The 21,898-nt window shown below is 68.7% G+C and carries 25 protein-coding genes and 3 pseudogenes; 13 read left to right on the forward strand and 15 right to left on the reverse strand.

Annotated elements, in window-relative coordinates; translation table 11 throughout:
* Window positions 1-226 precede the first annotated feature (226 nt).
* From ACWIGU_RS27795 to ACWIGU_RS27805, 3 genes and pseudogenes are all read right to left on the reverse strand, one after another.
* Complete coding sequence (locus tag ACWIGU_RS27795) at window positions 227-835, reverse strand: class I SAM-dependent methyltransferase (RefSeq protein ID WP_454404420.1); 609 nt, start codon at window positions 833-835, stop codon at window positions 227-229.
* Window positions 836-944: 109 nt separating this feature from the next.
* A pseudogene (locus ACWIGU_RS27800) lies at window positions 945-2,101 on the reverse strand (RNA-guided endonuclease InsQ/TnpB family protein).
* Between the two features lie 131 nt (window positions 2,102-2,232).
* A pseudogene (locus ACWIGU_RS27805) lies at window positions 2,233-2,645 on the reverse strand (transposase); the annotation flags it as partial.
* 44 nt (window positions 2,646-2,689) lie between these two features.
* On the opposite strand from ACWIGU_RS27805, the gene ACWIGU_RS27810 reads away from it, so the two are divergent.
* Window positions 2,690-2,938, forward strand: coding sequence for a hypothetical protein (locus ACWIGU_RS27810; protein WP_454404421.1), 249 nt, complete (start codon window positions 2,690-2,692; stop codon window positions 2,936-2,938).
* A 9-nt stretch (window positions 2,939-2,947) separates the two neighbouring features.
* On the opposite strand, the pseudogene ACWIGU_RS27815 reads toward ACWIGU_RS27810, so the two are convergent.
* Window positions 2,948-3,412: pseudogene (locus tag ACWIGU_RS27815) on the reverse strand (nitroreductase family deazaflavin-dependent oxidoreductase).
* A gap of 418 nt (window positions 3,413-3,830) precedes the next feature.
* Between ACWIGU_RS27815 and ACWIGU_RS27820 the strand changes: the two are divergent.
* Window positions 3,831-4,388, forward strand: a complete 558-nt coding sequence (locus ACWIGU_RS27820) for an RICIN domain-containing protein (protein ID WP_454404422.1) — start codon at window positions 3,831-3,833, stop codon at window positions 4,386-4,388.
* Window positions 4,389-4,467: 79 nt separating this feature from the next.
* Here the strand turns inward: ACWIGU_RS27820 and ACWIGU_RS27825 are convergent, their stop codons facing one another.
* From ACWIGU_RS27825 to ACWIGU_RS27840, 4 genes are all read right to left on the reverse strand, one after another.
* Window positions 4,468-4,644 carry a hypothetical protein gene (locus tag ACWIGU_RS27825; protein WP_454404423.1) on the reverse strand — a complete coding sequence of 59 codons (177 nt, stop codon included), beginning with the start codon at window positions 4,642-4,644 and terminating at the stop codon, window positions 4,468-4,470.
* 290 nt (window positions 4,645-4,934) lie between these two features.
* Window positions 4,935-5,219, reverse strand: a complete 285-nt coding sequence (locus ACWIGU_RS27830) for a hypothetical protein (protein WP_454404424.1) — start codon at window positions 5,217-5,219, stop codon at window positions 4,935-4,937.
* 11 nt (window positions 5,220-5,230) lie between these two features.
* Window positions 5,231-6,574: an ISL3 family transposase gene (locus tag ACWIGU_RS27835; protein ID WP_454404425.1), complete on the reverse strand. Its 1,344-nt coding sequence runs from the start codon at window positions 6,572-6,574 to the stop codon at window positions 5,231-5,233.
* Window positions 6,575-6,637: 63 nt separating this feature from the next.
* Window positions 6,638-7,600 (reverse strand): NmrA/HSCARG family protein, encoded by a 963-nt coding sequence (locus ACWIGU_RS27840; RefSeq protein WP_454404426.1) that lies wholly within the window; start codon window positions 7,598-7,600, stop codon window positions 6,638-6,640.
* A gap of 70 nt (window positions 7,601-7,670) precedes the next feature.
* Here ACWIGU_RS27840 and ACWIGU_RS27845 point away from each other — a divergent pair, with 70 nt between their 5' ends.
* Window positions 7,671-8,138: an ArsR/SmtB family transcription factor gene (locus tag ACWIGU_RS27845; protein ID WP_383687157.1), complete on the forward strand. Its 468-nt coding sequence runs from the start codon at window positions 7,671-7,673 to the stop codon at window positions 8,136-8,138.
* A gap of 122 nt (window positions 8,139-8,260) precedes the next feature.
* On the opposite strand, the gene ACWIGU_RS27850 is transcribed toward ACWIGU_RS27845, so the two are convergent.
* Complete coding sequence (locus tag ACWIGU_RS27850; RefSeq protein WP_454404427.1) at window positions 8,261-8,692, reverse strand: TetR/AcrR family transcriptional regulator; 432 nt, start codon at window positions 8,690-8,692, stop codon at window positions 8,261-8,263.
* 30 nt (window positions 8,693-8,722) lie between these two features.
* Here ACWIGU_RS27850 and ACWIGU_RS27855 point away from each other — a divergent pair, with 30 nt between their 5' ends.
* Window positions 8,723-9,160, forward strand: coding sequence for a VOC family protein (locus tag ACWIGU_RS27855; RefSeq protein ID WP_454404428.1), 438 nt, complete (start codon window positions 8,723-8,725; stop codon window positions 9,158-9,160).
* Between the two features lie 33 nt (window positions 9,161-9,193).
* Here ACWIGU_RS27855 and ACWIGU_RS27860 read toward each other — a convergent pair whose 3' ends face one another.
* Entirely contained in the window at window positions 9,194-10,126 is a 933-nt protein-coding gene (locus ACWIGU_RS27860; RefSeq protein WP_454404429.1) for a LysR family transcriptional regulator, read from the reverse strand.
* 70 nt (window positions 10,127-10,196) lie between these two features.
* On the opposite strand from ACWIGU_RS27860, the gene ACWIGU_RS27865 reads away from it, so the two are divergent.
* Entirely contained in the window at window positions 10,197-11,084 is an 888-nt protein-coding gene (locus tag ACWIGU_RS27865) for an SDR family NAD(P)-dependent oxidoreductase (protein WP_454404430.1), read from the forward strand.
* Between the two features lie 83 nt (window positions 11,085-11,167).
* Window positions 11,168-12,097: an SDR family NAD(P)-dependent oxidoreductase gene (locus tag ACWIGU_RS27870; protein ID WP_454404431.1), complete on the forward strand. Its 930-nt coding sequence runs from the start codon at window positions 11,168-11,170 to the stop codon at window positions 12,095-12,097.
* Window positions 12,098-12,112: 15 nt separating this feature from the next.
* Here ACWIGU_RS27870 and ACWIGU_RS27875 read toward each other — a convergent pair whose 3' ends face one another.
* Complete coding sequence (locus tag ACWIGU_RS27875) at window positions 12,113-12,433, reverse strand: EthD domain-containing protein (RefSeq protein WP_454404432.1); 321 nt, start codon at window positions 12,431-12,433, stop codon at window positions 12,113-12,115.
* Between the two features lie 77 nt (window positions 12,434-12,510).
* Between ACWIGU_RS27875 and ACWIGU_RS27880 the strand changes: the two genes are divergently transcribed.
* Together ACWIGU_RS27880 and ACWIGU_RS27885 are read left to right on the forward strand one after the other, a co-directional pair.
* Entirely contained in the window at window positions 12,511-13,140 is a 630-nt protein-coding gene (locus ACWIGU_RS27880) for a TetR/AcrR family transcriptional regulator (RefSeq protein WP_454404433.1), read from the forward strand.
* Window positions 13,130-13,522: a winged helix-turn-helix transcriptional regulator gene (locus ACWIGU_RS27885; RefSeq protein WP_454404434.1), complete on the forward strand. Its 393-nt coding sequence runs from the start codon at window positions 13,130-13,132 to the stop codon at window positions 13,520-13,522. The genes ACWIGU_RS27880 and ACWIGU_RS27885 overlap by 11 nt, the downstream gene beginning before the upstream one ends.
* Before the next feature lie 9 nt (window positions 13,523-13,531).
* On the opposite strand, the gene ACWIGU_RS27890 is transcribed toward ACWIGU_RS27885, so the two are convergent.
* Together ACWIGU_RS27890 and ACWIGU_RS27895 are read right to left on the reverse strand one after the other, a co-directional pair.
* The gene (locus ACWIGU_RS27890) at window positions 13,532-14,041 is read right to left on the reverse strand and encodes a nuclear transport factor 2 family protein (RefSeq protein WP_454404435.1); all 510 of its coding nucleotides are present in this window, start codon (window positions 14,039-14,041) and stop codon (window positions 13,532-13,534) included.
* An 86-nt stretch (window positions 14,042-14,127) separates the two neighbouring features.
* The gene (locus ACWIGU_RS27895; protein ID WP_454404436.1) at window positions 14,128-14,754 is read right to left on the reverse strand and encodes a TetR/AcrR family transcriptional regulator; all 627 of its coding nucleotides are present in this window, start codon (window positions 14,752-14,754) and stop codon (window positions 14,128-14,130) included.
* 20 nt (window positions 14,755-14,774) lie between these two features.
* Here ACWIGU_RS27895 and ACWIGU_RS27900 point away from each other — a divergent pair, with 20 nt between their 5' ends.
* A complete protein-coding gene (locus ACWIGU_RS27900) occupies window positions 14,775-15,740 on the forward strand; it encodes a quinone oxidoreductase family protein (protein WP_454404437.1) in 966 nt (321 codons plus the stop codon).
* Between the two features lie 679 nt (window positions 15,741-16,419).
* A complete protein-coding gene (locus ACWIGU_RS27905; protein WP_454404438.1) occupies window positions 16,420-16,944 on the forward strand; it encodes an AAA family ATPase in 525 nt (174 codons plus the stop codon).
* Window positions 16,945-17,106: 162 nt separating this feature from the next.
* Here the strand turns inward: ACWIGU_RS27905 and ACWIGU_RS27910 are convergent, their stop codons facing one another.
* Together ACWIGU_RS27910 and ACWIGU_RS27915 are read right to left on the reverse strand one after the other, a co-directional pair.
* Window positions 17,107-17,349: a hypothetical protein gene (locus ACWIGU_RS27910; RefSeq protein WP_454404439.1), complete on the reverse strand. Its 243-nt coding sequence runs from the start codon at window positions 17,347-17,349 to the stop codon at window positions 17,107-17,109.
* A gap of 19 nt (window positions 17,350-17,368) precedes the next feature.
* On the reverse strand, window positions 17,369-18,370 hold the full coding sequence (locus ACWIGU_RS27915) for a helix-turn-helix transcriptional regulator (RefSeq protein ID WP_454404440.1): 1,002 nt from the start codon (window positions 18,368-18,370) through the stop codon (window positions 17,369-17,371).
* A 96-nt stretch (window positions 18,371-18,466) separates the two neighbouring features.
* Here ACWIGU_RS27915 and ACWIGU_RS27920 point away from each other — a divergent pair, with 96 nt between their 5' ends.
* The 3 genes from ACWIGU_RS27920 (at window position 18,467) to ACWIGU_RS27930 (ending at window position 21,894) form a co-directional block, all read left to right on the forward strand.
* Window positions 18,467-19,456 carry an NADP-dependent oxidoreductase gene (locus ACWIGU_RS27920; protein ID WP_356290892.1) on the forward strand — a complete coding sequence of 330 codons (990 nt, stop codon included), beginning with the start codon at window positions 18,467-18,469 and terminating at the stop codon, window positions 19,454-19,456.
* Window positions 19,453-20,580: a winged helix DNA-binding domain-containing protein gene (locus ACWIGU_RS27925; protein WP_454404441.1), complete on the forward strand. Its 1,128-nt coding sequence runs from the start codon at window positions 19,453-19,455 to the stop codon at window positions 20,578-20,580. The genes ACWIGU_RS27920 and ACWIGU_RS27925 overlap by 4 nt, the downstream gene beginning before the upstream one ends.
* Before the next feature lie 273 nt (window positions 20,581-20,853).
* Window positions 20,854-21,894 carry a LacI family DNA-binding transcriptional regulator gene (locus tag ACWIGU_RS27930; protein ID WP_454404442.1) on the forward strand — a complete coding sequence of 347 codons (1,041 nt, stop codon included), beginning with the start codon at window positions 20,854-20,856 and terminating at the stop codon, window positions 21,892-21,894.
* The last annotated feature ends 4 nt before the right edge of the window (window positions 21,895-21,898 follow it).

Below are 21,898 nucleotides of genomic sequence, written 5' to 3' on the forward strand. Positions count from 1 at the left end.
GGGTCGGGGTGCCTCGCAACCGAGCCGCTTCGAGTGAGCTCCTCGAGTCGGTCGTGGAGGTCGCGCTCAGCGCACAGGGCGCGGGCGCCGGCAAGCATGAGGCGGGGCAGCCCGTACTCGCATGCTCCCAGGAGGCAGCAGCAGGAGATATTGCCAATACCTGTGGATCTTGGGCTGCGTTCAATCCAGCGTGGGCTTACGGGCGAGGATCTGGATCCCGGTTGACTCATGCCCGTTCATGGTGGACACCGTGATGGTCCGGGTGCCGCCGGGTTCGAACCCGGCGAGCAGGGTGGAGAGCCAGTCGCGGGAGTGATGGCGGCAGACCGCGCCGTCGCCGGTTTCGAAAACGCCAAAGCTGCCGTGGTGGTTGGCATAGCGGTTGTAGCGGCTGCGGTTGCGTTCGTCGTCTTTGCAGCAGAAGGTCGCTGATGTAAAGGATCCCGCCCGGCTTGAGGATGCGGTTCAGCTCGGCGATCAACCGATGCTGGGCTTCATCGCTGGGGACGCACGTCAGCACGGCGAAGAGCAGGACTGCGTCAAAGCCTGCGTCCGGGTAAGGAGAGACCGGTGGTGCGTCAAGGGCTGCAAAATCCATGGTGGGGTGCAGCTGGCGTGCCCGGTGGATCATTCCCGGTGAGGCGTCGACGCCGGTGAGGTTGCCGAAGCCGCGCTGCTCGAGCTCCTCCATGACGCGGCCGTATCCGCATCCGTAGTCGAGGATCGCGGCATGCCTGCTGATCCCCTCAAGCCAGGGCAGATGGAGCGGGTGGGTGAACGTCTTCGTGCCGGCGGCAGCGTCCCAGTAGGGAACCTGGCTGTCGAGGTCGGACATGGCGGATGCCTCCCTGGGCGCTTTGGTCAACTTGACCCGGCCCTAAAGGACCGGGCTTGGAGGTAGTTCCCAACTGGCTGCTGGGTTGACTCCTCCGTCCAGACACCCGCTATGGGGTGGCCGGGACGCGTGACTCACGCCCCGCAGTCCACACAGCAGCGCCGCGTGCGGCGATGTTGTGGGAAGCGTTCCGGTCGGCGTGGGCAACGACCCCGCACCCCCGGCAGATGAACAGCCCCTGGTTGACACGGTTGCGCTTGTCGACGTGGCCGCACTCGGCGCACGTCTGCGACGTGTAGGCGGGATCGACGTGGACCAGGGGCACGCCTGCCCGCTTGGCCTTGTAGACGATGAAGCCTCCGAGCTGGGCGAAGGCCCAGGAGTGGAGTTGGACCCGTTGGGGCTTGCGGAGCCGTACCCGCCGGCGGATGCCCCTGAGTTCTTCCAGGGCTATGCCGTGTGCGGTGCGTTCAGCCTCGGTCACGATCGTCTTCGCGATGATGTGGTTGGTGTTCTTGACGTGCCGCGTCTCGCGGCGGGAGCGTTCTTTCAACCGGCGCTTGGCGGACTTGGTGCGCTTCTTCTGGAGCTTGACCCGCAGGGCGAGCTGACGCTTGCGGTAGCGGCCCAGGCCGCGCCCGGCGGCCTGGTAGCCGGTGGACGTGGTGGCGATGTTGACGATGCCGAGGTCCACGCCGATGAAGCCGTCCGGCTCGAACGCCTCAGCCTCGGGCACGTCACAGGTGGCGATCAGGTAAAAGACCCCGTCGCGCTCGATCAGGTCGGACTCGCCCTTGCGGTAGTCGCGGAGCGTCTTGAGCGCGTCGGTGGAACACACGAACGAGACGTTCTTGACGCGCCCGGCCATCGTCCAGATGGACACCGTCTGCGCGTCGTACTGCCAGCTCAAACACCGGTCGTCATACGGCTGCGCGGCCTCGGGGCGGAACGCGATCGGCTTGGACTGCGCCTTGACCCGGCGCCTCGACTTCGCCTTGCCGAGATTTCCGGCGCGCAGGTTGGCGTGCAGCGTGGTGTACGCGTCACGCACCTTCTTGATCACATGCTGCGCCGCCTGCGCCCCGAGCCTTCGGCCTTGAGGTGCGCATACGTGTGCTTACGCAGCTCATACTCACGCGGCACGCCGCGAGCGAACGCCACCTGGGACACCCAGCACGCCAGATCGTTGACCGTGCGCAGCGTGCAGCGCAGCGCGGCGGCCTGTTCGGCCTCCGCCATCAGCTTCACCTGCACCACGATCTTCATACCGAAACCCTATGCGGGGGCACTGACAACAATGCAGACCCGTGCGTACACGCAGGCCACCCCTATTTTGAGAAGTGATTCCTCCCGGGCCTGAAGGCCCGGGGATCCTCACTAGATCCCGCTGAAGCCGGTCATGCTGCCACGGCGCTGGATCGCTCGACGAGCCGACCGCGTTCGAAGCGGGCTCCGGCCCGGACCAGGGCGACGAGATGGGGTGCGTTCACGGCTCGCCACGAGCCTGAGCGGACTCGACGTGCTTGAAGACCATCGCCAGGGCGGCGGTGCGGGAGCCGGCACCGCGGGTGACCTTGGCCCGCAGCCGCACGGTGGAGAACGTGGACTCGATCGGATTCGTCGTGCGCAGGTGGATCCAGTGCTCGGCCGGGAAGTCCTAGAACGCCAGTAGCTGCTCCTGGTCGTCGGTGATCTTCTCGACGGCCTTGGGGAACTTCGCGCCGTAGAGCTTGGCGAACGTCCTGACCGCCGCCTCGGCGTGATCGCGGTCCTCGGCGCTGTAGATGTCCTGGATCGCCTTCTTGGCTCCGCAGGTTCCGCTGGGCCGGCCCGGTCGAGCAACTGCTCGGCCATGTGCAGGACGACACCCCGGTCGACGACCCGCAGGTGCAGGACCTCCTGCGGCGCTACGACGAGCTGGGCGCCCCCTTCCAGCCCGAAGGCATCACCGCCGAACAGCGCGAGCAGCTGCAAGCCGCGATCCAGCAGCTGTGGCAGGACCACCGCGGCGACTTCCTCCAGAGCCTGCCCTGGCCGGCCGAGAAGATGACCGCGCTGTACGCCTACCTGGACCGGGCGCGAGCCGCCCGGGGCGGCAGCTGACCTGCGCTCTCACAACCCCGTCGGCTCCGCCCCGTGGACGGGTTCCAGCACGAAGACGGGGATCACCCGGTCGGTCTTTGCCTGGTACTCGGCGTACGGCGGGTACGCGGCAACGGCGCGTTCCCACCACGTGGTCCTCTCGGCCCCAGCGATCTCTCGGGCCGTCATGTCCTGGCGTACGGGCCCGTCCTGGAGCTCCACGTGCGGGTCGGCCTTGAGGTTGAAGTACCAGACCGGGTGACGCGGGAAGCCGGCCTTCGAGGCCACGGCCGCGTACCGCCCCGCGTGCTCCACCCGCATCAGTGGGATCTTGCGGATCTTGCCGCTCTTCGCGCCGCGCATCGTGACAATGACGACAGGCAGGCCCGTGTCCCAGAGCGTCGTCCCCTGCCTGCCGCCCGAACTCTCTTACAGCTCGACCTGGTCGCGGATCCACTGCGCCGGACTCGGCCCGTACTCGCCCTCAAGTGGCATCGTGCTCACCCCATCGCCGCGCACCGGTTGTCTTGCGCAGTTCAGCACGAGCCCCCTGCGGAGGCGAGCCCGTCGTCCCGACACGGGCCAGGCGGCGCCGCTGTGCCGGCGCTTCGGGCCGAGAGCCAATCCGTATCGGCCGGCCCGGCGGGGCCGACCGAGACGTTGTTCTCGCTCCCAGCGCAGGGTGTCCGTCAGCAGCTCCGCCCGGGGCCGATGCCGAAGGCCCACCGCGCGGGCCACAGAACCGTTGCGGGCACTGAAGCCGGTCCAGTCCGGGTCGGCCATCCACGTGGCGAGCGACTCCGGCCCCATGAACGGCCCCGCTGAAGCGGGCAGTGGGCCCTTCTCGTGATCCACGTAGAGGAGTTTGACGAGGATACTCCCAAATGGAGAGGGGCTCCCTAGGCTGGCTTCTGTGACAGACGAAGGCCGAAGATTCGGCGCGGAGATTACTCCCTTGCCGCCCTTTCTGAAGATCACCACGGATGATGTGGGGGCGGTCTTCAAGCGTCGCCGTCGCCGGGCCGTCACGCAGCCTGGCCCCTTCCTGATCATCTCCGTGGAGTCCGGCCTCGCACTGGATACGGCCCTCAACCACGACGCCGGGACCCACCCGAACCTGTGGACCGTGCACGGCCTGCCTCACCAACTGTGGCGACTCATCCCGTCGGGTTATGACGGTGAAGTGCGTATCGCTTCGTACAGCAACAACCTGTTCCTCGACGGTCACGGCAGCCGCAATGGCGATCATCCGCAGATGCGCGAGGGGGTCGATGAGCCGCGGCAGAGGTGGCGGCTCACTCCTTCTCCCAACGGTCGCGCCCATTACCTGGAGAACGCGGCGACTGGTCTGGTGCTGGACAGGCCGAGTGAGGGGGAGTGCGGTAGCCGGCCTCAGGTGTGGCGCAAGCACTCTGGGAAGAATCAGCAGTGGCTGGTGGTGATGTCGTTCTCGCCGTTGCCAGACTCGTAAAGCTCGTCGGGGCGGCGGGCCGCATTTGTGACTGCCTGTGCCCGCCTCTCATTCCCCCGTCGAGGCGGGCGCTCGCGCGTCAGGCTTGCGGGCCGTGGTGCTTGCCGGCCCGGCCGCCGATGAACAGGACGAGCGCGGTGAGCAGGGCCAGGCCGACGATGACGGCGGCTGCCTCGATCTCCAGCACCGCGAGGACGACCACGAGGGCGATGGCCAGCAGGCCGCTGATCACGATGTGGTGATTGGTGCGGGGCATCCGCTGTGGTTCTTTCCAAGGGTTTCCCTCGTGATACGACATCGCTTACCTCCCGGCAGTCGCGTACATCTCCAGGGTGCGCCTCGCTGACAGGGTGTGCGCGCCGCGTCAATGTGCTGACGTCGGCATCCGCCTTGGCCTGGTTGTGGGATCTCACTGGCCGCGTCCTGTAGCGATGCTGTGACCTGTGACTTCAGCCTGTGTCTTACTCCGTGTCCCAGTGGATCAGTCTCACGAACGTGGCCCTTCTTGGTGCTGTGGCTGCGAGCCAGGGCTCGCCTTTTACGTGATCACGAGCTGGCGCCCTGTCCCGTGATTGCCCGGGCCGTGCGGGCGGCCTTCTCCTCGGTGTCCGAGAGGACCGCGCTTCCCACACCGAACAGGCCCTGCCGCAGGAAGACTGCCAGGCCGTGCGCGGCAGCGGCGATCCTGAGCAGCAGGTCGAACGCGGCGTCCGGGTCTGAGGCGAGCTGTCGGGCCACCGGCAGCAGGAGGCGGGCCACCTCGTCGCCCGCCGTGGCCAGTTCGGCGAACCTGGACTTGTCGAGTCCCGCATTGAAGGTCACATCGAACAAAGCGGCTCTTCCTACTTCAGGTGGGGGCTGGTGAGTCCGCCTCCGATGAGCAGCATGCGTAGTCGGTAGTGATCGCGGTTGCGGAAGCCTCGTGCGATGCGGCGTTGGAGTTCGATGAGTCCGTTGATGGCCTCTGTGCCGCCGTTGTTGGCGCGGCTGGTGTCGAAGTAGGCGAGGAAGGCTTCGCGCCATTGCTGCAGCGTCTTGCCGAGTCGCTTGATCTCCTTGATCGGGCACGTCGGGAGGGTGGCGAGGACCTTCTCGGCGATCTTGCGTCCCTCGGCGGGACTGTCGGCCTGGTAGGCGGCTCGCAGTTGCTGGGCGCAGAGCCAGGCGACGAGAACCTCGTCGTGGCGTTCGTCAGCGGCGATCGCGAGGTCGAGTCGCGCTCGTTGTCGGTCGGTGAGTTTCTCGACCCCGCAGCGCAAGATGGTGCGGATGCCGTAGAGCAGGTCGCCCTTCCTGCCCCGGTGGCCATGGATTTGTTGCTGGACGCGACGACGGACCTCGTCGACGGCCGCGGAACCGAGCTTGACGACGTGGAACGCATCCAGGACCGCAGTCGCATCCTCGAGCTTGTCATCGATGGCGTTCTTGTAGCCGCGGAACGGGTCCAAGGTCGCTTCCTTGATCCCGTCACGGAAGCCCGGTCCGCGTTCTTCGAGCCAGTCGGCGTAGGCCTGCCCGGACCGGCCCGGGACGAGGTCGAGCAGCCGGGCTCGTGTCCTTCCCTTCGCGTCGGTGGTCAGGTTGACCATCCCGGTCAGCATCTTCGGCCCGCGACCCCCTTGGTCGATGGGTCGTTCGCTGTCATGGTGCCAGACATGCTCATCGACCCCGAGCCGGGTGACCCCGTCGAACCGCGTGTCGTCATTGGCCATCGCCTTGAGCAGGGGACGGATCGAGGTCCACACCGTGTTCCATGTCGTGCCGAGCTGGCGGGCGATCCCGCGCACGGAGGCGTGCTCACGCCGCAATTGTCGGATCGCCCACCAGCACGCCCGCACGGTGAGCAGCGCCCGCGGCTCGGCCACCGTATGGTTCTGCTCGGTGAACGTGCCGACCGGGCAGGCCGGTTCGACACAGCGCCAGGTCCGCTTGCGCCACACGATCTTCACGGGCCGGTCGAAGCAAGGTGCGTCGATTAGGACCACCTCGCGTCGACCGTGGGAGTGAGCGATCGCGCCGCAGGTCCGGCAGCCCATCACCATCCGCGCCGACTCGACCCGAACAGTCAATCGGTCGCCATCACCCCGGTCGACGTCAATCACGTGGAGATCGTCGAGACCGACGAGCAGGTCGCAGTTCACGCAGTAGGCGTTGGCGTGATGGCAGCGCGCAGCGGCACGCGCCACGGGCTCAGACAACGTCGAGGCCTTCCCGAATGGCGCGCGTGTCTGATCTCGTCGGCGATGGGTCTAGTGACCAAAGGTGACCGGCTGGCCATGCCAGTCGGTCTTGCGGAGGAACTGTTCCCAGCTCAGCGTGTTGGGATCGATGCGCCGGCTCCACGTCGTGTCGCGGTCGTCTCGGAAGTATCCGAGGTCGACCGCGTACTGGACCATGCCGAGGGTCTCGTCGACCAGCAGAGGGTTCTCCCCCAGCGCGGGGAAGTAGGTCAGCAGGTCTTCGCGAGAGTAGGCGCTGCGGTATTCGGCTTTGAGTCCGGTGACGCGGGAGAACGCCTCGACCATCTCGGCTGGGGAGATGACGTCCCCCACGACCGGCAGACAGGCACCGCGGTAGGTGTCGGGGTTGGAGAACACCTCGAGGACGGCCGGCCCGGTCGCGGTGAGTGGGTCCACGAACGGGGCACGGAAGTCTTCGGGGAGGTAGAAAGGCATGAGCACCGTGTCACCATCGATGCGCGGGGGGTAGTACTCCAGCGCGTTGGTGTAGAAGAACGAGAGCATGATGAAGGTGTGCGCGATCGGCAGAGTCCGGATGTACTCCGCGATGAGCGCCTTGTCGGTGAAGTGCGGGGCGTACTTGGTGCCCGAGGACCGCTCGTCGACGTTCTCGAGCGCACTGAAGACGACGTGGCTCACTCCGGCCTCGACCGCTGCATCGGCAAGTTGGCGCCCAAGAAGGAACTCCTCGGCCTCCTCGGTGGAGGTCGGCGCGATGGGCGGGGTCATCAGGAAGGCCCCCTCGGCCGATCTGAACGCGTCGACGAGCTCGCGCTGGTGACCCAGCGCGAGAGGAACCTCGGCGATCTCCGCTCCCAGTCCTGCCAGGCTCCGGGCCTGGGCAGAGCCGGCGTCTCGGGTCAGGGCTCGCACTCGGAACCTGCCGCTCTCAAGCAAGGAGGTGGCGACGCTCCTTCCCTGCTTGCTAGTGGCACCCGCGACGACGATCAACGGCTTGCTGCTCTCAGACATCGTGTACTTCCTCTTGTGTATCCCCGGTGTTCGCGGCGGACGGCAGTTACGCGGCAGATACCGGAGGGGCGTGAACGCAAACGACCATATCGCGATATCGCGATGTGTCAATGTGTGGCTGGGGGCGAACTCGGTTCGTCACATCGAGATACGATGGTGTGTGAGAGGTGAGGAGGCGACCGTGGCGACGTCACAGGCAACGAACTCAGGAGGCGACGCGGAGAACGAGCCCCCTCTGGCTGCGGTCGAGGCCTTGAAGGCGCTGGCGAACCCTGCACGGCTGCAAATCATGGACTGGCTGCGGGACCCTCACGGCGAGTTCGCCCAGTGGGAGCCGATAGCCGACCGGGACGAGGTCGGAGTCTGCGTCAGCCATCTGCAGGCCAAGTCGGGGCTGGCGCAATCGACAGTCTCCTCGTACATGGCAACCCTCGAGCGGGCAGGCCTGGTACAGGCCACACGGGTCGGCAAGTGGATCCACTACAAACGCAACGAGGGCACGCTGTCGCGACTCGCGGAGATGCTCCGCGGCACATAGCGACGATCGCGAAAGGGCGCCGCGAGGCGACCAACGGCGCACGGCACACCAGACTCCTCGCGACATCGCGGGCGTGACTGAGGCAGGAACCAATCCCTGCCTCCGCGATCCTCGAAGCCTCGCTAGCCGCGATCATTACCCAGGCATCGACCAGGGCGGCGTGTTCCACCAGATCTATCAAGCACTTGGCGACCGTTGCCCCCACCTGAAGTAGGAAGAGCCAACAAAGCAGGTTCCTCGGCAGCAAATCTGACGTATGCCGCCGCGAAAGACGCCAGTTGTTCAGCGGGGTCCTCGATGCCGTTCACGGCTGCGGCGAAGCGATTTCGCTGCTCGCGGTAGCCCTGTGCGGCGAGTTCCGCCAGCAGTGCGTCCCGGTCGGCGAAGTGCTTGTACGGCGCCGCGACGCTCACTCCGGCCCGGCGGCTCGCTTCGGCCAGGGTGAAGCCGTGAGGACCGCGCTCGCCGACCAGCTCCAAGGATGCCCGCAGGAGGGAGTTGCGCAGGTCGCCGTGATGGTGGCCGACGGGACGTCGAGTAGCGGGAGGGGCCATGCCGGTAGGTCAACATCACTTACCAGGTAAATGGCACTAACCGCGGGAGTTGTCATGTGCGTTGCTCGCTTTCACCACGTCAGCCTCTCGGTCGCGGACCTTGCCGCACAGGAAGCCTGGTACGCCGACGCGTTCGGGCTCACGCAGGTGGAAGAGCGCCTGGAGATGCCTGAAGCGGGAGTCCGTACCGTCGTTCTGAGCGATACGGCGGGCCTGCGGGTGGAGTTCGTCGAACGGTCCGGCTCGCGCACCGTCTCGCACACCGATGCTTCTGCCGCCACCGCCGCACAGACCTTCACCCACCTGGCGCTTCAAGTCCTGGATCTCGACGGCGCGTTCGCCCGTCTGACGCAGGACTGCGGCGCCGCTGCGGTGTCGCGCCCTGCGCCCGGCGCCAGTGCAGGCATGCGCTACGCGTACGTCGCCGACCCGGAGGGCAATCTGCTGGAGCTGATCGAGACGTCATGAGCAGGGCGGGTCCGGGCCGGCGCAGCACGGCACTCATGCGGAGGGATGGGGTGTATGGGCGTCGAGTGCTGTCGCGCGGAGGACAGCGGCCACCCGTGTCACGGCCTGGGTCGGAGGGGCGGGCAGGCGGGCCAGGAGCAGGCGCCGCTGTTCTTGCGGGCCGCCGCGGACGGGGAGGACCCGCACTCCAGGGGGTGTGGCGGAGACGAGCGAGGCGGGAAGGGTGGTCAGTCCGCACCCTGCGGCGACGAGGTGGAGTTTGGCCAGCCAGTCGCGGGCGGTGTGGGCGATCTCGGGGCGCTCGTCCAGGCCGGGCCACACGCCCATCAGGCGGTCCTCTCCTGATGAGGACCCGGCGATCCAGCGCTGCCCCCGCAGATCGGTCACGTCCACGTAGGTGCCGCGGGCGAGGGGGTGCGTGGCGGGCACCGCGAGACACAGGGGGCGTTCGGTGAGTGTCTGCAGGGCCAGTGGGGGTGACTCGGTGTCCGGCGCGCGGAACGGTGGCGCCGAGGCGAGCAGGGCCAGATCCAGGCTGCCCGCCCGCAGCGCGCGGACCAGTGCCGGGGTGCCGCCCTCGCGGCCGACGACTTCGAGTCCGGGGTCGCTTTCGCGCAGTGCGGTAAGGGCTCGCGGGAGCAGCACGGCGCCGGCGCTGGGAACCCAGCCCAGGCGGACCGTCCCGGTCTGCTCCGGCAGGCCCGACAGTTCCCTGGCGGTTGCGGCGATCTCGTCGAGCACGACCGTCGCGCGGCGCATGACGATGCGCCCGGCGGGCGTGAGTCTGGCCCCGTCGCGCCGTCGCTCCAGCAGTTCCGTGCCTGCCGTGCGCTCGATCGCGGCGATCTGCCGGGAGACCGCGGACTGGGTGTAGCCGAGCGACGCCGCGGCCGCGGTGAAGGTTCCCTGTTCGGCCACGGCCCGCAGGACGCGCAACGCAGTCAGTGACACATCAGTGAAGTCCATGATGTTTACGCATGCTAGCTGTTCCAAACTTTCGTTGGACTCATGGAGGGCGGGTTTCTAGCGTGGACGCATGACCACTTCACGCATCGCCCTCGTCACGGGCGCCAACCAGGGACTCGGCCGGGCCTTCGCCGAGGGACTGGCGGCCCGCATGGATCCGCAGGACCTGGTCCTGCTCACCGGTCGCAGTCAACAGCGCGTGGCGGACGCCGCCCGGGAGGTCGCCCAGCTGTCCGCCACCCGTGCCCGTGTCGAGGGCCGGGTCCTGGATGTCACGGACTCCGACGCCATGGCCCGTCTCGCCGAGGATCTGCGGGTCCGTCACGGAGGGGTGGACGTCGTCATCTCCAACGCGGTCGCCCGGCTGCTCCCCGAGGAGTCGCAGTCGGAGCGGGCCGATGAGTTCATCGACGTCTCCAACACCGCCACGCACGCGATGCTGCGCTCCTTCGGCCCGGTGCTGCGTCCGGGTGGCCGCCTGCTCGTCGTGGCCAGCAGCCTGGGGACGCTCGGTCACCTCGACGGTCGGCTGCACCACTTGTTCGACGGCGCGAGCCTGGACCAGGTCGAGTACGCCGTGGAGTCGTGGCGCAGCGCCATCCACCACAAGACCGCGCAGGAGGCCGGCTGGCCGCTGTGGCTGAACGTGCCCTCGAAGGTGGCCCAGGTCGCCGCCGTGCGCGCCGTCGCCGCCGAACGCCGCACCCGGGATCTGGCGGATGACACGCTCGTCGCCGCCGTCTGCCCCGGCATGGTCGACACGGCGACCTCGCGCCCGTGGTTCAGCGACTACAGCCAGGCCCAGTCGCCCGCCCGGGCCGCTGAGGCCGTCCTCGATCTGGTCTTCGCCGAGCACGTCGACCCGGCGCTCTACGGCGAGCTGCTGCGCTTCGGCAAGGTCTTGCCCTGGCACGACGGCACACCTCCGGTCGAGCAGGACTCGATGCTCGTCCCCTGACCGCACCGGACCACACCGTCCGCCGCCGTCCGCCGTACCCGTGGCCGCTTCAACATCCAGCCTTTTCAGCAAGGAGTCCCCTCATGAGTGCCCTCACCACCCCGTTCGGCTTCGCCAGCACCGCAGGCGAGGTCGTGTCAGGTATCGATCTCTCCGGCCGTCGCGTGGTCGTCACCGGCGCCTCCTCCGGCATCGGGGCGGAAACGGCCCGCGCCCTGGCGGCCACTGGCGCGGCGGTCACCCTCGCCGTGCGGGACGTGGCGGCGGGCGAACGCGTTGCCAAAGACATCACCGGATCGACCGGCAACCAGGACATGCGCGCCGTGCACCTCGACCTGACCGATCCCGCGTCCATCACGGCCTTCACGGCCGCCTGGCAGGGCCCGCTGCACGTCCTGGTGAACAACGCGGGCGTCATGGCCTGCCCCGAGCAGTACACGGAGCAGGGCTGGGAGTGGCAGTTCGCCACCAACCACCTCGGCCATTTCGCCCTGGCCACCGGCCTGCACGGCGCGCTGGCCGCCGACGGCAACGCCCGTGTCGTGGTGGTGAGTTCCACCGGTCACCAGCAGTCACCGGTCGTGTGGGACGACGTCAACTTCGCCTTCCGCCCCTATGACCCGTGGCTCGCCTATGGACAGTCCAAGACGGCCAACGTCCTGTTCGCGGTGGAGGCGACCCGCCGCTGGGCCGACGACAACATCACCGCCAACGCCCTGATGCCGGGCGCCATCTACACGAACCTGCAGCGGCACACCGGCGGCCGGGGCAGCGGCCGCGTCCCCGCCGAGCTGATCAAGACCGTCGAACAGGGCGCCGCCACGTCAGCGCTCCTGGCCACCTCACCGTTGCTCGAAGGCGTCGGCGGCCGCTACTTCGTCGACTGCAACGAGACCGAGATCGTCGACCGACGATCCGGCTCGCTGCACGGCGTGGCCCGCTACGCCGTCGACCCGGTGGGCGCGCGGCGCCTGTGGGACCTGTCGCAGGACCTGATCGCAGGCGCCGCGTGATCGGGACGCATACGGCTAGACCAGCTGCACCTGCCGGTCCAGGACCGCCGAATGGATACCGGTGGACGCCTCCCGCATATAGGCCCCGCGTAGCTCATGTGCCCGCTGGTACTCCGGTGTCGCGAGCGCCTCGCGCATCGCGGACTGCGAGTCGAAGCTGATCCACACGATGGCGTCGATGGGATCTTCCACGCCGTCGCTCACCATGTCCGTGAGGTAGTAGTGCACGTACTCCCTCACCTGGGGCAGCGCCGCGTAGGTCGGTCCGTATTCGTGCTCCATGAAGCGGCGGAAGTCCTCCGTGGAGACCTCGGGCCGCTTTCGGATCACCGTCATGAGCGTGAGCATTGCCGTAGCACCTTCCTGAACACCTGTTCATTGAAGCCTACAATGAACAGGTGTTCAATGGAGTGGTGAGCAGATCCCGAGAAGTAGCCAACGCCAGAGACCGCCGCGACCTGCGCGGCGAGCTCGTCGCCGCCGCGGTGGAGATGCTGGCGCAGCCGCAACCTGTCGCCGTGCCGTCCCTGCGCTCGATCGCGCGGGCCTGCCAAGTCGCCCCGTCCGCGGTCTACTGGCACTTCCCCTCGGAGGCAGACCTGCGCTCCGCCGTACTCGACGCCGAGTACACCTCCTTGATCAGCACTGTCGAAGCGGCGCTGGACAGTGCACCCGACGGCACCGACCAGCTGGTCGTCGCGGGCGACGCGTACATCGCCTGGGCGCTGGAGCATCCTGGCGCCTACCAGCTGCTGTTCGAGAGCAATGACGAGCTCCCGGCCACCCGCGCCGAACACGGGCCCCGCCTGCAGCGGCGCATCGTGGAACTCGCCCGCCGCGTCGACCCGCAGGCACCCTTCGCCGCGGCGCTCCTGCTGTGGTCGGCCTGGCACGGCGTCGTCTCCCTGCGCCTGCACAAGACCGAGTGGGATTGGGGCATGACACCCCACGAAACCAACCGGCGACTGGTGGCCGCCCTTACTACCCGCCACTCCTCACCGGAATCCTCCGCCGAGAACGGTTCCCAGCACCATGACCGCTGACTCCCACCCCGCCAACTCACCGGCCTCGGTGTGCTCCATCAGCCGTGTCGAGCACGCCCTGGGGATCCTGCGAGGCCGATGGAAACTGCTGATCATCCATCACCTCCTGGTCCGCCGGCCGCGCCGCTTCTCCGACCTCGAACGGGCCATCCCGGAGGTGACGCAGAAGATGCTCATCCAGCAGCTGCGCGCGCTGGAGAGCGACGGCGTCGTGCGCCGCATTGTCTACGACGAGGTGCCGCCCCATGTGGAGTACGAACTGACCCCGGCCGGCGCAGAGTTGGCGACGGCGCTCTACGCCCTGCACGACTGGGCGGAACAGTCGTGCAGCGCCGCCCCTCCCCTGGCGGGCGAGGATCCCGCTTCCGGCGAGGCGGGCTGATGCACCCCGTCACACCGTGGGGAAGGTGTCCATCCAGATGATCTCCAAGGTGCGGTGAATGATGCGCCACCCCTCCGGACGCCGCTCCAGCCGGTCGACGAAGAAGCCCGTCTGGATGAGATTCCAGCCCTGTCCGTCGGTGTTGCCCTTGTGAGTGTGCAGGTGCTGGGTACGGGCCACGGCGCGGTCGCCGTCGATGTCGACGGTGGAAAACCCCTGGAAATGCTGCCACTTGAGCAGTCCGCTCATGGTCCCGTCGGGTGCGCGCATCACATCGACGAGGTCCTTGTAGGGGATGTCCTTCAGTTGCGGGCCGCCGGCCGCCGAATAGTCGACACGGGCCTCGGGCGCGAAGACCGAGTCCCACTGCTCCAGGACGTCGTTGTCGCCGTCTTCGTGCAGGTCCTGGCCGAGGCCGTACCGCACCATCAGGTCCTGGATCTCGATGCGGTCCTCCAGGTACTGAAGGCGCTGCTCCAGAGGCTGTCCGGCGTTCTGCCGGGTTGCGTTGTACGTCATGACCGCACCGTACGGCGGCATGACTTGTCGCCGGAAGTACTGACAAAAAAGTGCGTATCCGGATGAGAGACCTGTCACTCGTCGGGTCACTGCCCATCGGGAGCGCCGGCCCGCAGCAGGGCCAGCGTCGCGTCGAGGGCCGCTTCGAGGTGTGCGATGCCACCGGTGGCCATCAGGATGGCCACCCCGCCCTGCACCGCGGCGACCAGTGCGGCCGCCGTGCGGTCGGCGTTCAACCGGCGGTCGATCTCGCCGGTCTCCTGCAGGGGCCGGACGCCCTCGCGCAGGGCCGCCTGCCACGTGCTGATCAACTGGCCCGTCAGCTGCTGCGCGGCCGGAGTGGTGCGGCCCAGTTCGGTGATCAGCACCCTGAGCGGGCAGTTGACACCCTGCTGCTCAAAGCGCCGCAGCACCGCGTCGCGCCAGTCCTGCCAGGCCGACCACGTGCGCAAGTCGGAGAGATGGGGCTCCTGGTCCTCCAGGACGCGGTCGGCCTCGAGGGCGGCGACCGCAAGAAGCAACTCCTCCTTCCCGCCGGGGAAGTAGCGAAGGATCTGGCTCATGCTGGTCGCGGTGCGGGCACGGACGTCGTCGAGGGTCGTGCCAGCGGCGCCCCGCTCGCGGATCTCCTCAGCCGCGCCGTCAACGATGCGCCACCGGGCTCCCCGATTGGACTTGCTGGTCCATTTTATGCGAGGGAAGGTGGACGGCATCCGGAAGAAAGGTGCCTGACATGCGCGCCATCGTTGTGGAAGAACTCGGCGGACCCGAGCAGTTGCACATCGCCCAGTTGCCCGCCCCCGAACCCGGGCCGGGAGAGATCCGCGTGGACATCACCGCGGCCGGGGTGAATTTCATGGACACCGGGGCCCGCCGACTCGGCGCGGCCACCGGTGAACTCCCCTTCGTGCCCGGTGTGGAGGGCGCCGGCCGCATCAGCGCGCTGGGCCCGGGCGTGAACGAGTTCGCCGTCGGCGACCGGGTCGCCTGGGTGTACGCCTACGGCTCCTACGCCGAGCAGGTCGTGCTGCCCGCGGCCGACGCCGTGCCAGTGCCCGACGACATCCCCGATGACGTGGCCGCGAGCATGATGATGCAGGGCATCACCGCTCACCACTTCGTCACCGAGGCCGCCGACATCCAGCCCGGCCAGACCGCCGTGGTGCACGCCGCGGCCGGCGGACTCGGGCAGAAACTGACCCAACTCATCAAGGCCCGCGGCGGCACCGTCATCGGCGTCGTGTCCGGTGCGCAGAAGGCCGACACTGCCCGCCGCGCCGGCGCCGACCACATCGTGCTGTCCACCGGCGCCACGTTCGTGGAGCCGGTGCTGGATCTGACCGGCGGGGAGGGCGTCCATGTCGTCTTCGACGGCGGTGGTGAGACCACCTTCCGCGCGTCCATGAGCGTGCTCCGCCGGCACGGACTGCTGCTCTACTACGGGGCCGTCCTGGGCGCGGCCCCTGTGGTCAACATGCGGGAGCTGCCCCGCAGTATCAAGATCTCCTATCCGGTCTTCCGTGACCACATCCCCACCCGCGAGGCGCTCCTGCGCCACAGCGCCGACCTCTTCGACCTGGTACGGAACAAGAACCTCGACCCTGGAATCGGCCACCGCTACCCACTCGACGCCGCAGCCCAAGCCCATCACGACATCGAGTCCCGCGCCACCACCGGCAAACTCCTACTGCTCCCCTGAACTGGGAACGACCTCGAAAGGCCGGTCGGCAGGACACGGGAGGCGGCGGAACGCGCACGCCGGTCACCCAGTAAGCGATACGCAGTGCGTAGCTGGTGTTCGGTTGGCTGGCTGCCGAGATCGCACCCGGCCAGGCGCCCTTAACACCAGCGCCCTCAAGTCAATCGACGACCAGCCCCTGCCTGAAAAGACGCGAAACCACCTCGCACAGCCGCTGTCGCACAGGGAAAGATCACTCCCGCCGAGGGCGACCCGGATAGGACCCGGAGGGGCGCAGCGAGACCCTGTTCTTGAGGAACGCCAGCCGCACAGCGGCGAGGCTGGTTCCTTCGCGATCAGCGATGTCCTGCAGCGAGAAGTGGTGACATTTCGTACCAGGTTCGCCATTGCCCGATGCGGGTGACGGTGTGCTGGGTGCGGCGAAGCCTCGGCGGGCTCCAGTCGACCGGATACCTGGCTTGATTCACGAGTCGTGAAGTCAGTCGTTCACGAGCTGGTTCTCGTGAACATCGACTTCGCAGCGGATCAGATGCCTCCCATCCAGGTGAACAACTGCTGCTCAACCTCGTGGAGAAGCCACCCGGGAGGACCCGGGACCGCCAAGCTACTGGCCGCGGTGCGGCCCGGCCTTCAGAAAAAGTAGTCGCCCTGCACTTGGTCTTCCTGACAGGGTCTGGATGTGACCATGTTGTTCCTGATGATCGGGCTGCCCGGGGCCGGAAAGACCACGAGGGCTCGGCAACTCGCCCAGGAGCACAGCGCCCTACGGCTGACACCGGATGAGTGGATGAAGCCACTGTTCGGCGAGTCTGATGCGGATGGGAAGCGCGACGTGCTGGAGGGCCGGCTTCTCTGGCTCGCTCTGGAGGCGCTGCGAATTGGAACCGACGTGGTTCTGGATTTCGGATGCTGGTCCCGTGACGAGAGGTCCGCGATCCGCTGGTTGGTGGAGTCTGCGGGGGCATCCTGCCGCCTTGTGTACGTGCCGGTGGACCGTGAGACCCAACGTGCTCGCATCGCCCATCGCCAGTCGACCACCCCGGATCACACTTTCCCGATGAGCGAAGCGGACCTCGTGCACTGGAGGACGCTCTTCGAGGAGCCCGACGCCGCCGAACTTGGTGGGCATACGAGGGGAGGTCCGCCTCCGGGATGGTCGGGATGGCTGGAATGGGCTGCCGATCGGTGGCCGTCACTCGCGTGAACCCGACCTTGGCGCGGTCCAACACCAGGAGCGGGAGTCCGGGGCAGCCGTTGCGCGCACTCGGGGATTCGGCCACGAAGTCGTGCCAGGCGTGGCGAACCGAGATCCGCCGGACACGCCCTGGGCCCCGATGCTGGGCCGCAATCTCGCGCGCGCCCGGCGCTACCCGTCGCTGGCCCTGGACTTGCTGCTCACGCCGATCATGTTGCTCCTGCACGACACCGGCATCACTCCCAGCTCAACGCGAGCACGATCGCCACCGCGCACCACATCTCCGCCGACGCTCCGCATCGCCTCTTCCGAGACGAAGGCGCCGCCGTCGCCGCGTGGATCCGTCGCCGACGCCTGGAGGCCGCCCACCGCGACCTCGCCGGCCAGGCCCTCCACTGCCCCAAGTGAACGCATTGCCAACATAGCTGTGGACTCAGACCTCACGACCTGGCGGCCGAGTCCGGCACCCTGGAGAGGCGCTCGTCGGGGGGCGGGTGGCGCGGAGGAAGCGGGCACCCCACTCCTGGACGTGCGCGGCGAACTCCGGCGGTCCCAGGACCTCGAACTCGGCGCCCACGTTGCCCAGTGCCTGGGTCGGCCAGTCGAGGGAGGTCGAGGTCATGGTGAGCCGGCAGCTGTCCCGGCCGAGCCGCTCGATCGTGCCCCACTGGCCGACCGCCTGCCGCACTCGTGCGGATGGCGCGTGGACGACGGCCTCGACCGTGTACGGGGCCGGGGCCCCGCTCGCCGCCTGGACGAAGGTCACGGCGTCCTCGGCCGGGAGCGGGCGGGGCCGGAAGCGGGCGCCGGTCGCGGCCGGGTCGGTCAGCCGGTCGAGGCGGAAGCTGCGCCAGTCGTGGCGGTCCAGGTCGTAGGCGACCTGGTACCAGCGCCCGCCAAGGGCGACGACGCGGTGCGGTTCCACCTCGCGCTCGGTGGGTGCGTGGCCCCTGGATGCGTAGCCGAACCGCAGCCGCTCCTCGTCCCGGCATGCCTGGGCGACCACGGTCAGCACGCCTGCTGTGACGGCCGGCCCGGACGCGGCAGCGGAGACGGTCATCGCGCGCAGGGCGTCCACCCTGGCCCTGAGCCGGGGCGGCAGGACCCGCACCACCTTGGTCAGTGCGCGCAGGGACGCATCCTCCATCTCCGCGATCCCACTCTGTGCCGCGTCGCCGATGCCCACCGCGAGCGCCACCGCTTCCTCGTCGTCCAGCAGCAGTGGGGGCAGGACGGCGCCGGGTGCGAGCTGGTAGCCGCCGTCCGTGCCCCGGGCCGCGCTGACCGGGTAGCCGAGCTCGCGCAGCCGGTCGATGTCGCGGCGCAGGGTCCGCTCGGAGACTGCGAGCCGGTCGGCCAGTTCCAGGCCGGGCCAGTGGCGGTGGGTCTGCAGCAGGGAGAGCAGTCTGAGGGTCCGTGAGCTGGTGTTCGCCATGCCGGAATACTGCCCTGAGTTCCGGTCAGAAAGTGGCCGGAAGCGTCCCTAGGGTCGGTCTCGAAGGCCGTACCGGACCGATGTGAGGACCAAGAAATGATCACCCGTGAGATCCAACTGGCCGCGCAGATCACCGGCGTCCCGACCCTCGACCACTTCACCGTCGCCAAGACCGAGGTGGACGGCGAAGTCCTGGTGCGGACCGACCAGGTGGGGCTCGCGGCGACGTACCTGGAGCTGATGCGGGCCGACTGCACCCTCCCGGTGCCGGCCTGGCAGCCAGGCCGGCGGGTAGGCGTGGCCGCCACCGGCACGGTGGTCCGGTCCGAGAGCCCCGAGTTCGCGGTCGGCGACCTGGTCCAGTCGATGTCCGGTTGGAGCGAGTACTCGGCGGGTCCGGCCGCCGGGTACGTCAAGCTCGACCGCGGACTCTTCGCCGACCCCGGCTACCACCTCGGCCAGGGGCCGACCGCCTACTACGGGATGGCCGATGTGGCGGCCGTCGGCGAGGGCGATGTGGTGTTCGTCTCCGGTGCGGCGGGCGGGGTCGGCTCGCTGGCCGGGCAGATCGCCAGGTGTCTCGGTGCGGCGCGGGTGATCGGCAGTGCCGGAAGCCCGGCGAAGGCCGACTACCTCGTCAACGAGCTCGGCTACGACGCCGCGTTCGACTACCACGACGGCTCCGCGGCCGACCGGCTGGCGGAGCTCGCGCCCGAGGGCATCTCGGTGTTCTTCGACGTGGTGGGCGGCGAGCAGTACGACGCCGCGCTGCGGGCGGCCCGGCCCGGGGCGCGCTTCGCCCTGTGCGGCTCACTGTCGAGCCAGCTCGGCGACGCGGCCGAGCGCTTCCCGAAGCCCGACCGCGCGGCGGCCGAGGCAAAGGGCATCGAGCTGCTGCCGTTCTCCTGCTACCACACACCCGATCAGATCGCGGCCTGGAGGGAGCACTTCAGCACGTGGCTGGGCGAGGGCCGCTTCGTCTACCCGCAGACGGTCGTCGAGGGCGGGATCGAGGACGTGCCGCGCGCGTTCCTCTCACTGCTTCAGGGTTCCTACCGGGGCAATGTCTCGGTGCGGCTGTCGTGACCGCCCTCTCCGTGCGGGCCTTGAACCGGGCGCTGATGGACCGGCAGTTCCTGCTGGCGCGCACCGCTCGTAGTCCGGTGCAGGTGATCGGGCGACTGGTCGCCTTGCAGGCGCAGGAGCCCAACTGGGCGTACGTCGGGCTGTGGAGCAGGATCCAGGGCTTCACGCAGTCCGAGCTCACCGCGCTGCTGGAGGACCGGCAGGTGGTCCGCTCCGGCCTGCTCCGCAGCACGCAGCACCTCGTTGCAGCCGACGACTTCCGTCGGCTGCGGCCGCTGCTGCAGCCCGTGCTCGACCGCACCGCCGGCTCACCCCACTTCACCCGGAACAGCACAGGCATCGACGCGGAGTCCTTGGTGGCCGAGGGACTCGACCTGCTCGGGGGCGGAACGCTGTCCCGCAAGGAGCTGGCCCGGAGACTGGCCGAACGCCACCCGGGACGCAACGGACGGATCCTGGCCGGGGAGGTCGAACTGCGCACTCCTCTTGTCCACGGCGCTGCCACCGGCGCCTGGGGCTCCTGGGGAAACCGGTCGGCGGTCTCCGTCACGCCCGCCGAGGCGTGGCTGGGACGGCCGATGGCTGCTGCAGCGACGGCGGCCGGCGTCAAGGATTCGGCAAAGGAGCTGATCCGCCGCTATCTGGCGGCCTTCGGCCCGGCCGGGGTGAAAGACGTCCAGGCCTGGTGCGGACTGACCCGCCTGGGCGAGATCGTCGCGGACATGCACGCCGACCTGCGCCGCTACCGCGGCCCCGACGGCAGGGAACTGTTCGATCTGGCCGACGCGGAGCTGCCTGACCCCGACACCCCCGCCCCTGTGCGGCTGCTGCCCGCATTCGACAACGCCCTGCTCGGTCACGCCGACCGGACCCGCGTCATCAGCGACGAGGACCGCAAACGCGTGATGCCCGGCCGGGCGCAGGTACGACCCACGTTCCTGGTCGACGGCCGGGTGCACGGAACGTGGTCCCTCGGCACCGGGGAGCTGCGGCTCATCCCGTTCCGGCCGCTGTGCGCAACCGATCGCGAGGCCCTGGAACGGGAGGCCGCCCGGCTGCTGCCGTTCGTGGGAGGCACGACGGTGTCCTACAGCGACATGGTCTGCGCTGTTCGACACGGATGAGGAGGACTTCGGTCGGTCTCCTGGTCACGACGGCGAAGGACGCCAACTCCCTTTCAACGAGGCCGACACCGCCTTCTGTGAGCGCGGGTCCCGGAGGGCTGGTTCTCAATCTCGCCGGAGCCGAGCACTGCAGACGACGCTCCCGGACGTGCCGCTGTTGTCCGGTCCTGGCAGGTCATGACGGAGGTGTGTCGTGACTCGATCCCCGGCCTGGGCCGCGTCGGCGAAGATGGACCTGTCCACCGTCCACGCCAGCGAGGGGTCCTTGCGCAGATGGCTACTTCCGCTCCCGGCCCGAGGCCGCCGACGATCGCCGATGTCGCACGCGTCGCCGGCGTCTCGCGCACGACCGTGTCGCACGCCCTGAACGGGCTCGGCAAGGTCGATCCCCGGACGCGGGAGCGCGTCAGGCAGGTCGCGGCGGAGCTGGGCTACCGCCCCAACCTCCGGGCGCAACGGCTGCGGCGTGGACAGGCGAAGGCCATCGCGCTTGCCTCCTCGATGCCGTTCGCGGTGGCGGGCGGGCCGTCCCGGCTCGGTTTCTACATGGAGGTCGCGGCGGCGGCCGCGGAGAGCGCACTCCTTCACGACTACGCACTCGTGCTCGTACCGCCCGTGCAGTCGGGTTCCGCGCTGTACTCCGTCGACATCGACGGGGCCATCGTGGTCGAGCCGGAAGCCGATGATGCCGCGGTCGCCCAGCTGCGTGAACGCGGGCTGCCGTACGTGACGCTCGGCAGGCCGGTGTCCGCCGATGAGGACGCGCCGTACGTCGACCTGCGCGGTGACCTGGTGGCGGAGCTGCTCCTGTCACACCTGCACGAGCAGGGCGCGGTGAGGCCGGCCCTGATCGTGGGCTCCGGTTCACGGCATTCGTCCGTCGACGCGCTCACCGCGTACGAGCGCGTGGCCGAGCGGCACGGCTGGACGCCGACCGTGGCGAGGGTCCCGGAGTCGGGCGGAGAGCAGGCGGGGTACGAACAGTGCGCCGAACTGCTCGCCGAGCACCCGGACGTCGACGCGGTCTGCGCGCTGGTCGATGCCTTCGCGGTGGGCGCGGTCCGGGCGATCCGGGACAGCGGGCGGACCGTACCGGACGACGTCATGGTCGTCACCCGCTACGACGGCCTGCGCGCCCGCACCTGTGAACCGCCTCTGACGGCGGTCGACCTGCACCTGGACAAGGCGGCGTCCGACGCGGTGGAGCTGCTGCTGGGGCGCCTTCGCGGGGACACCGCCACACCGTCGGTGGCGGTCTCCCCGAACCCGCGGGTGATCGTCCGGGCTTCGTCGGCAGGAGTCGGCCGGAGCTGAATCC

This window comes from Streptomyces sp. NPDC055400, assembly GCF_053644375.1.

Excerpts from the sequence above, each read along its gene's own strand:
- ACWIGU_RS27795 (WP_454404420.1), bottom strand. The coding sequence starts at position 835 with ATGTCCGACCTCGACAGCCAGGTTCCCTACTGGGACGCTGCCGCCGGC.
- ACWIGU_RS27825 (WP_454404423.1), bottom strand. The coding sequence starts at position 4,644 with ATGCCCCGCACCAATCACCACATCGTGATCAGCGGCCTGCTGGCCATC.
- ACWIGU_RS27840 (WP_454404426.1), bottom strand. The coding sequence starts at position 7,600 with ATGTCTGAGAGCAGCAAGCCGTTGATCGTCGTCGCGGGTGCCACTAGC.
- ACWIGU_RS27850 (WP_454404427.1), bottom strand. The coding sequence starts at position 8,692 with ATGGCCCCTCCCGCTACTCGACGTCCCGTCGGCCACCATCACGGCGAC.
- ACWIGU_RS27855 (WP_454404428.1), top strand. The coding sequence starts at position 8,723 with ATGGCACTAACCGCGGGAGTTGTCATGTGCGTTGCTCGCTTTCACCAC.
- ACWIGU_RS27860 (WP_454404429.1), bottom strand. The coding sequence starts at position 10,126 with ATGGACTTCACTGATGTGTCACTGACTGCGTTGCGCGTCCTGCGGGCC.
- ACWIGU_RS27865 (WP_454404430.1), top strand. The coding sequence starts at position 10,197 with ATGACCACTTCACGCATCGCCCTCGTCACGGGCGCCAACCAGGGACTC.
- ACWIGU_RS27870 (WP_454404431.1), top strand. The coding sequence starts at position 11,168 with ATGAGTGCCCTCACCACCCCGTTCGGCTTCGCCAGCACCGCAGGCGAG.
- ACWIGU_RS27875 (WP_454404432.1), bottom strand. The coding sequence starts at position 12,433 with ATGACGGTGATCCGAAAGCGGCCCGAGGTCTCCACGGAGGACTTCCGC.
- ACWIGU_RS27885 (WP_454404434.1), top strand. The coding sequence starts at position 13,130 with ATGACCGCTGACTCCCACCCCGCCAACTCACCGGCCTCGGTGTGCTCC.
- ACWIGU_RS27890 (WP_454404435.1), bottom strand. The coding sequence starts at position 14,041 with ATGACGTACAACGCAACCCGGCAGAACGCCGGACAGCCTCTGGAGCAG.
- ACWIGU_RS27895 (WP_454404436.1), bottom strand. The coding sequence starts at position 14,754 with ATGCCGTCCACCTTCCCTCGCATAAAATGGACCAGCAAGTCCAATCGG.
- ACWIGU_RS27900 (WP_454404437.1), top strand. The coding sequence starts at position 14,775 with ATGCGCGCCATCGTTGTGGAAGAACTCGGCGGACCCGAGCAGTTGCAC.
- ACWIGU_RS27910 (WP_454404439.1), bottom strand. The coding sequence starts at position 17,349 with ATGCGTTCACTTGGGGCAGTGGAGGGCCTGGCCGGCGAGGTCGCGGTG.
- ACWIGU_RS27915 (WP_454404440.1), bottom strand. The coding sequence starts at position 18,370 with ATGGCGAACACCAGCTCACGGACCCTCAGACTGCTCTCCCTGCTGCAG.
- ACWIGU_RS27920 (WP_356290892.1), top strand. The coding sequence starts at position 18,467 with ATGATCACCCGTGAGATCCAACTGGCCGCGCAGATCACCGGCGTCCCG.
- ACWIGU_RS27930 (WP_454404442.1), top strand. The coding sequence starts at position 20,854 with ATGGCTACTTCCGCTCCCGGCCCGAGGCCGCCGACGATCGCCGATGTC.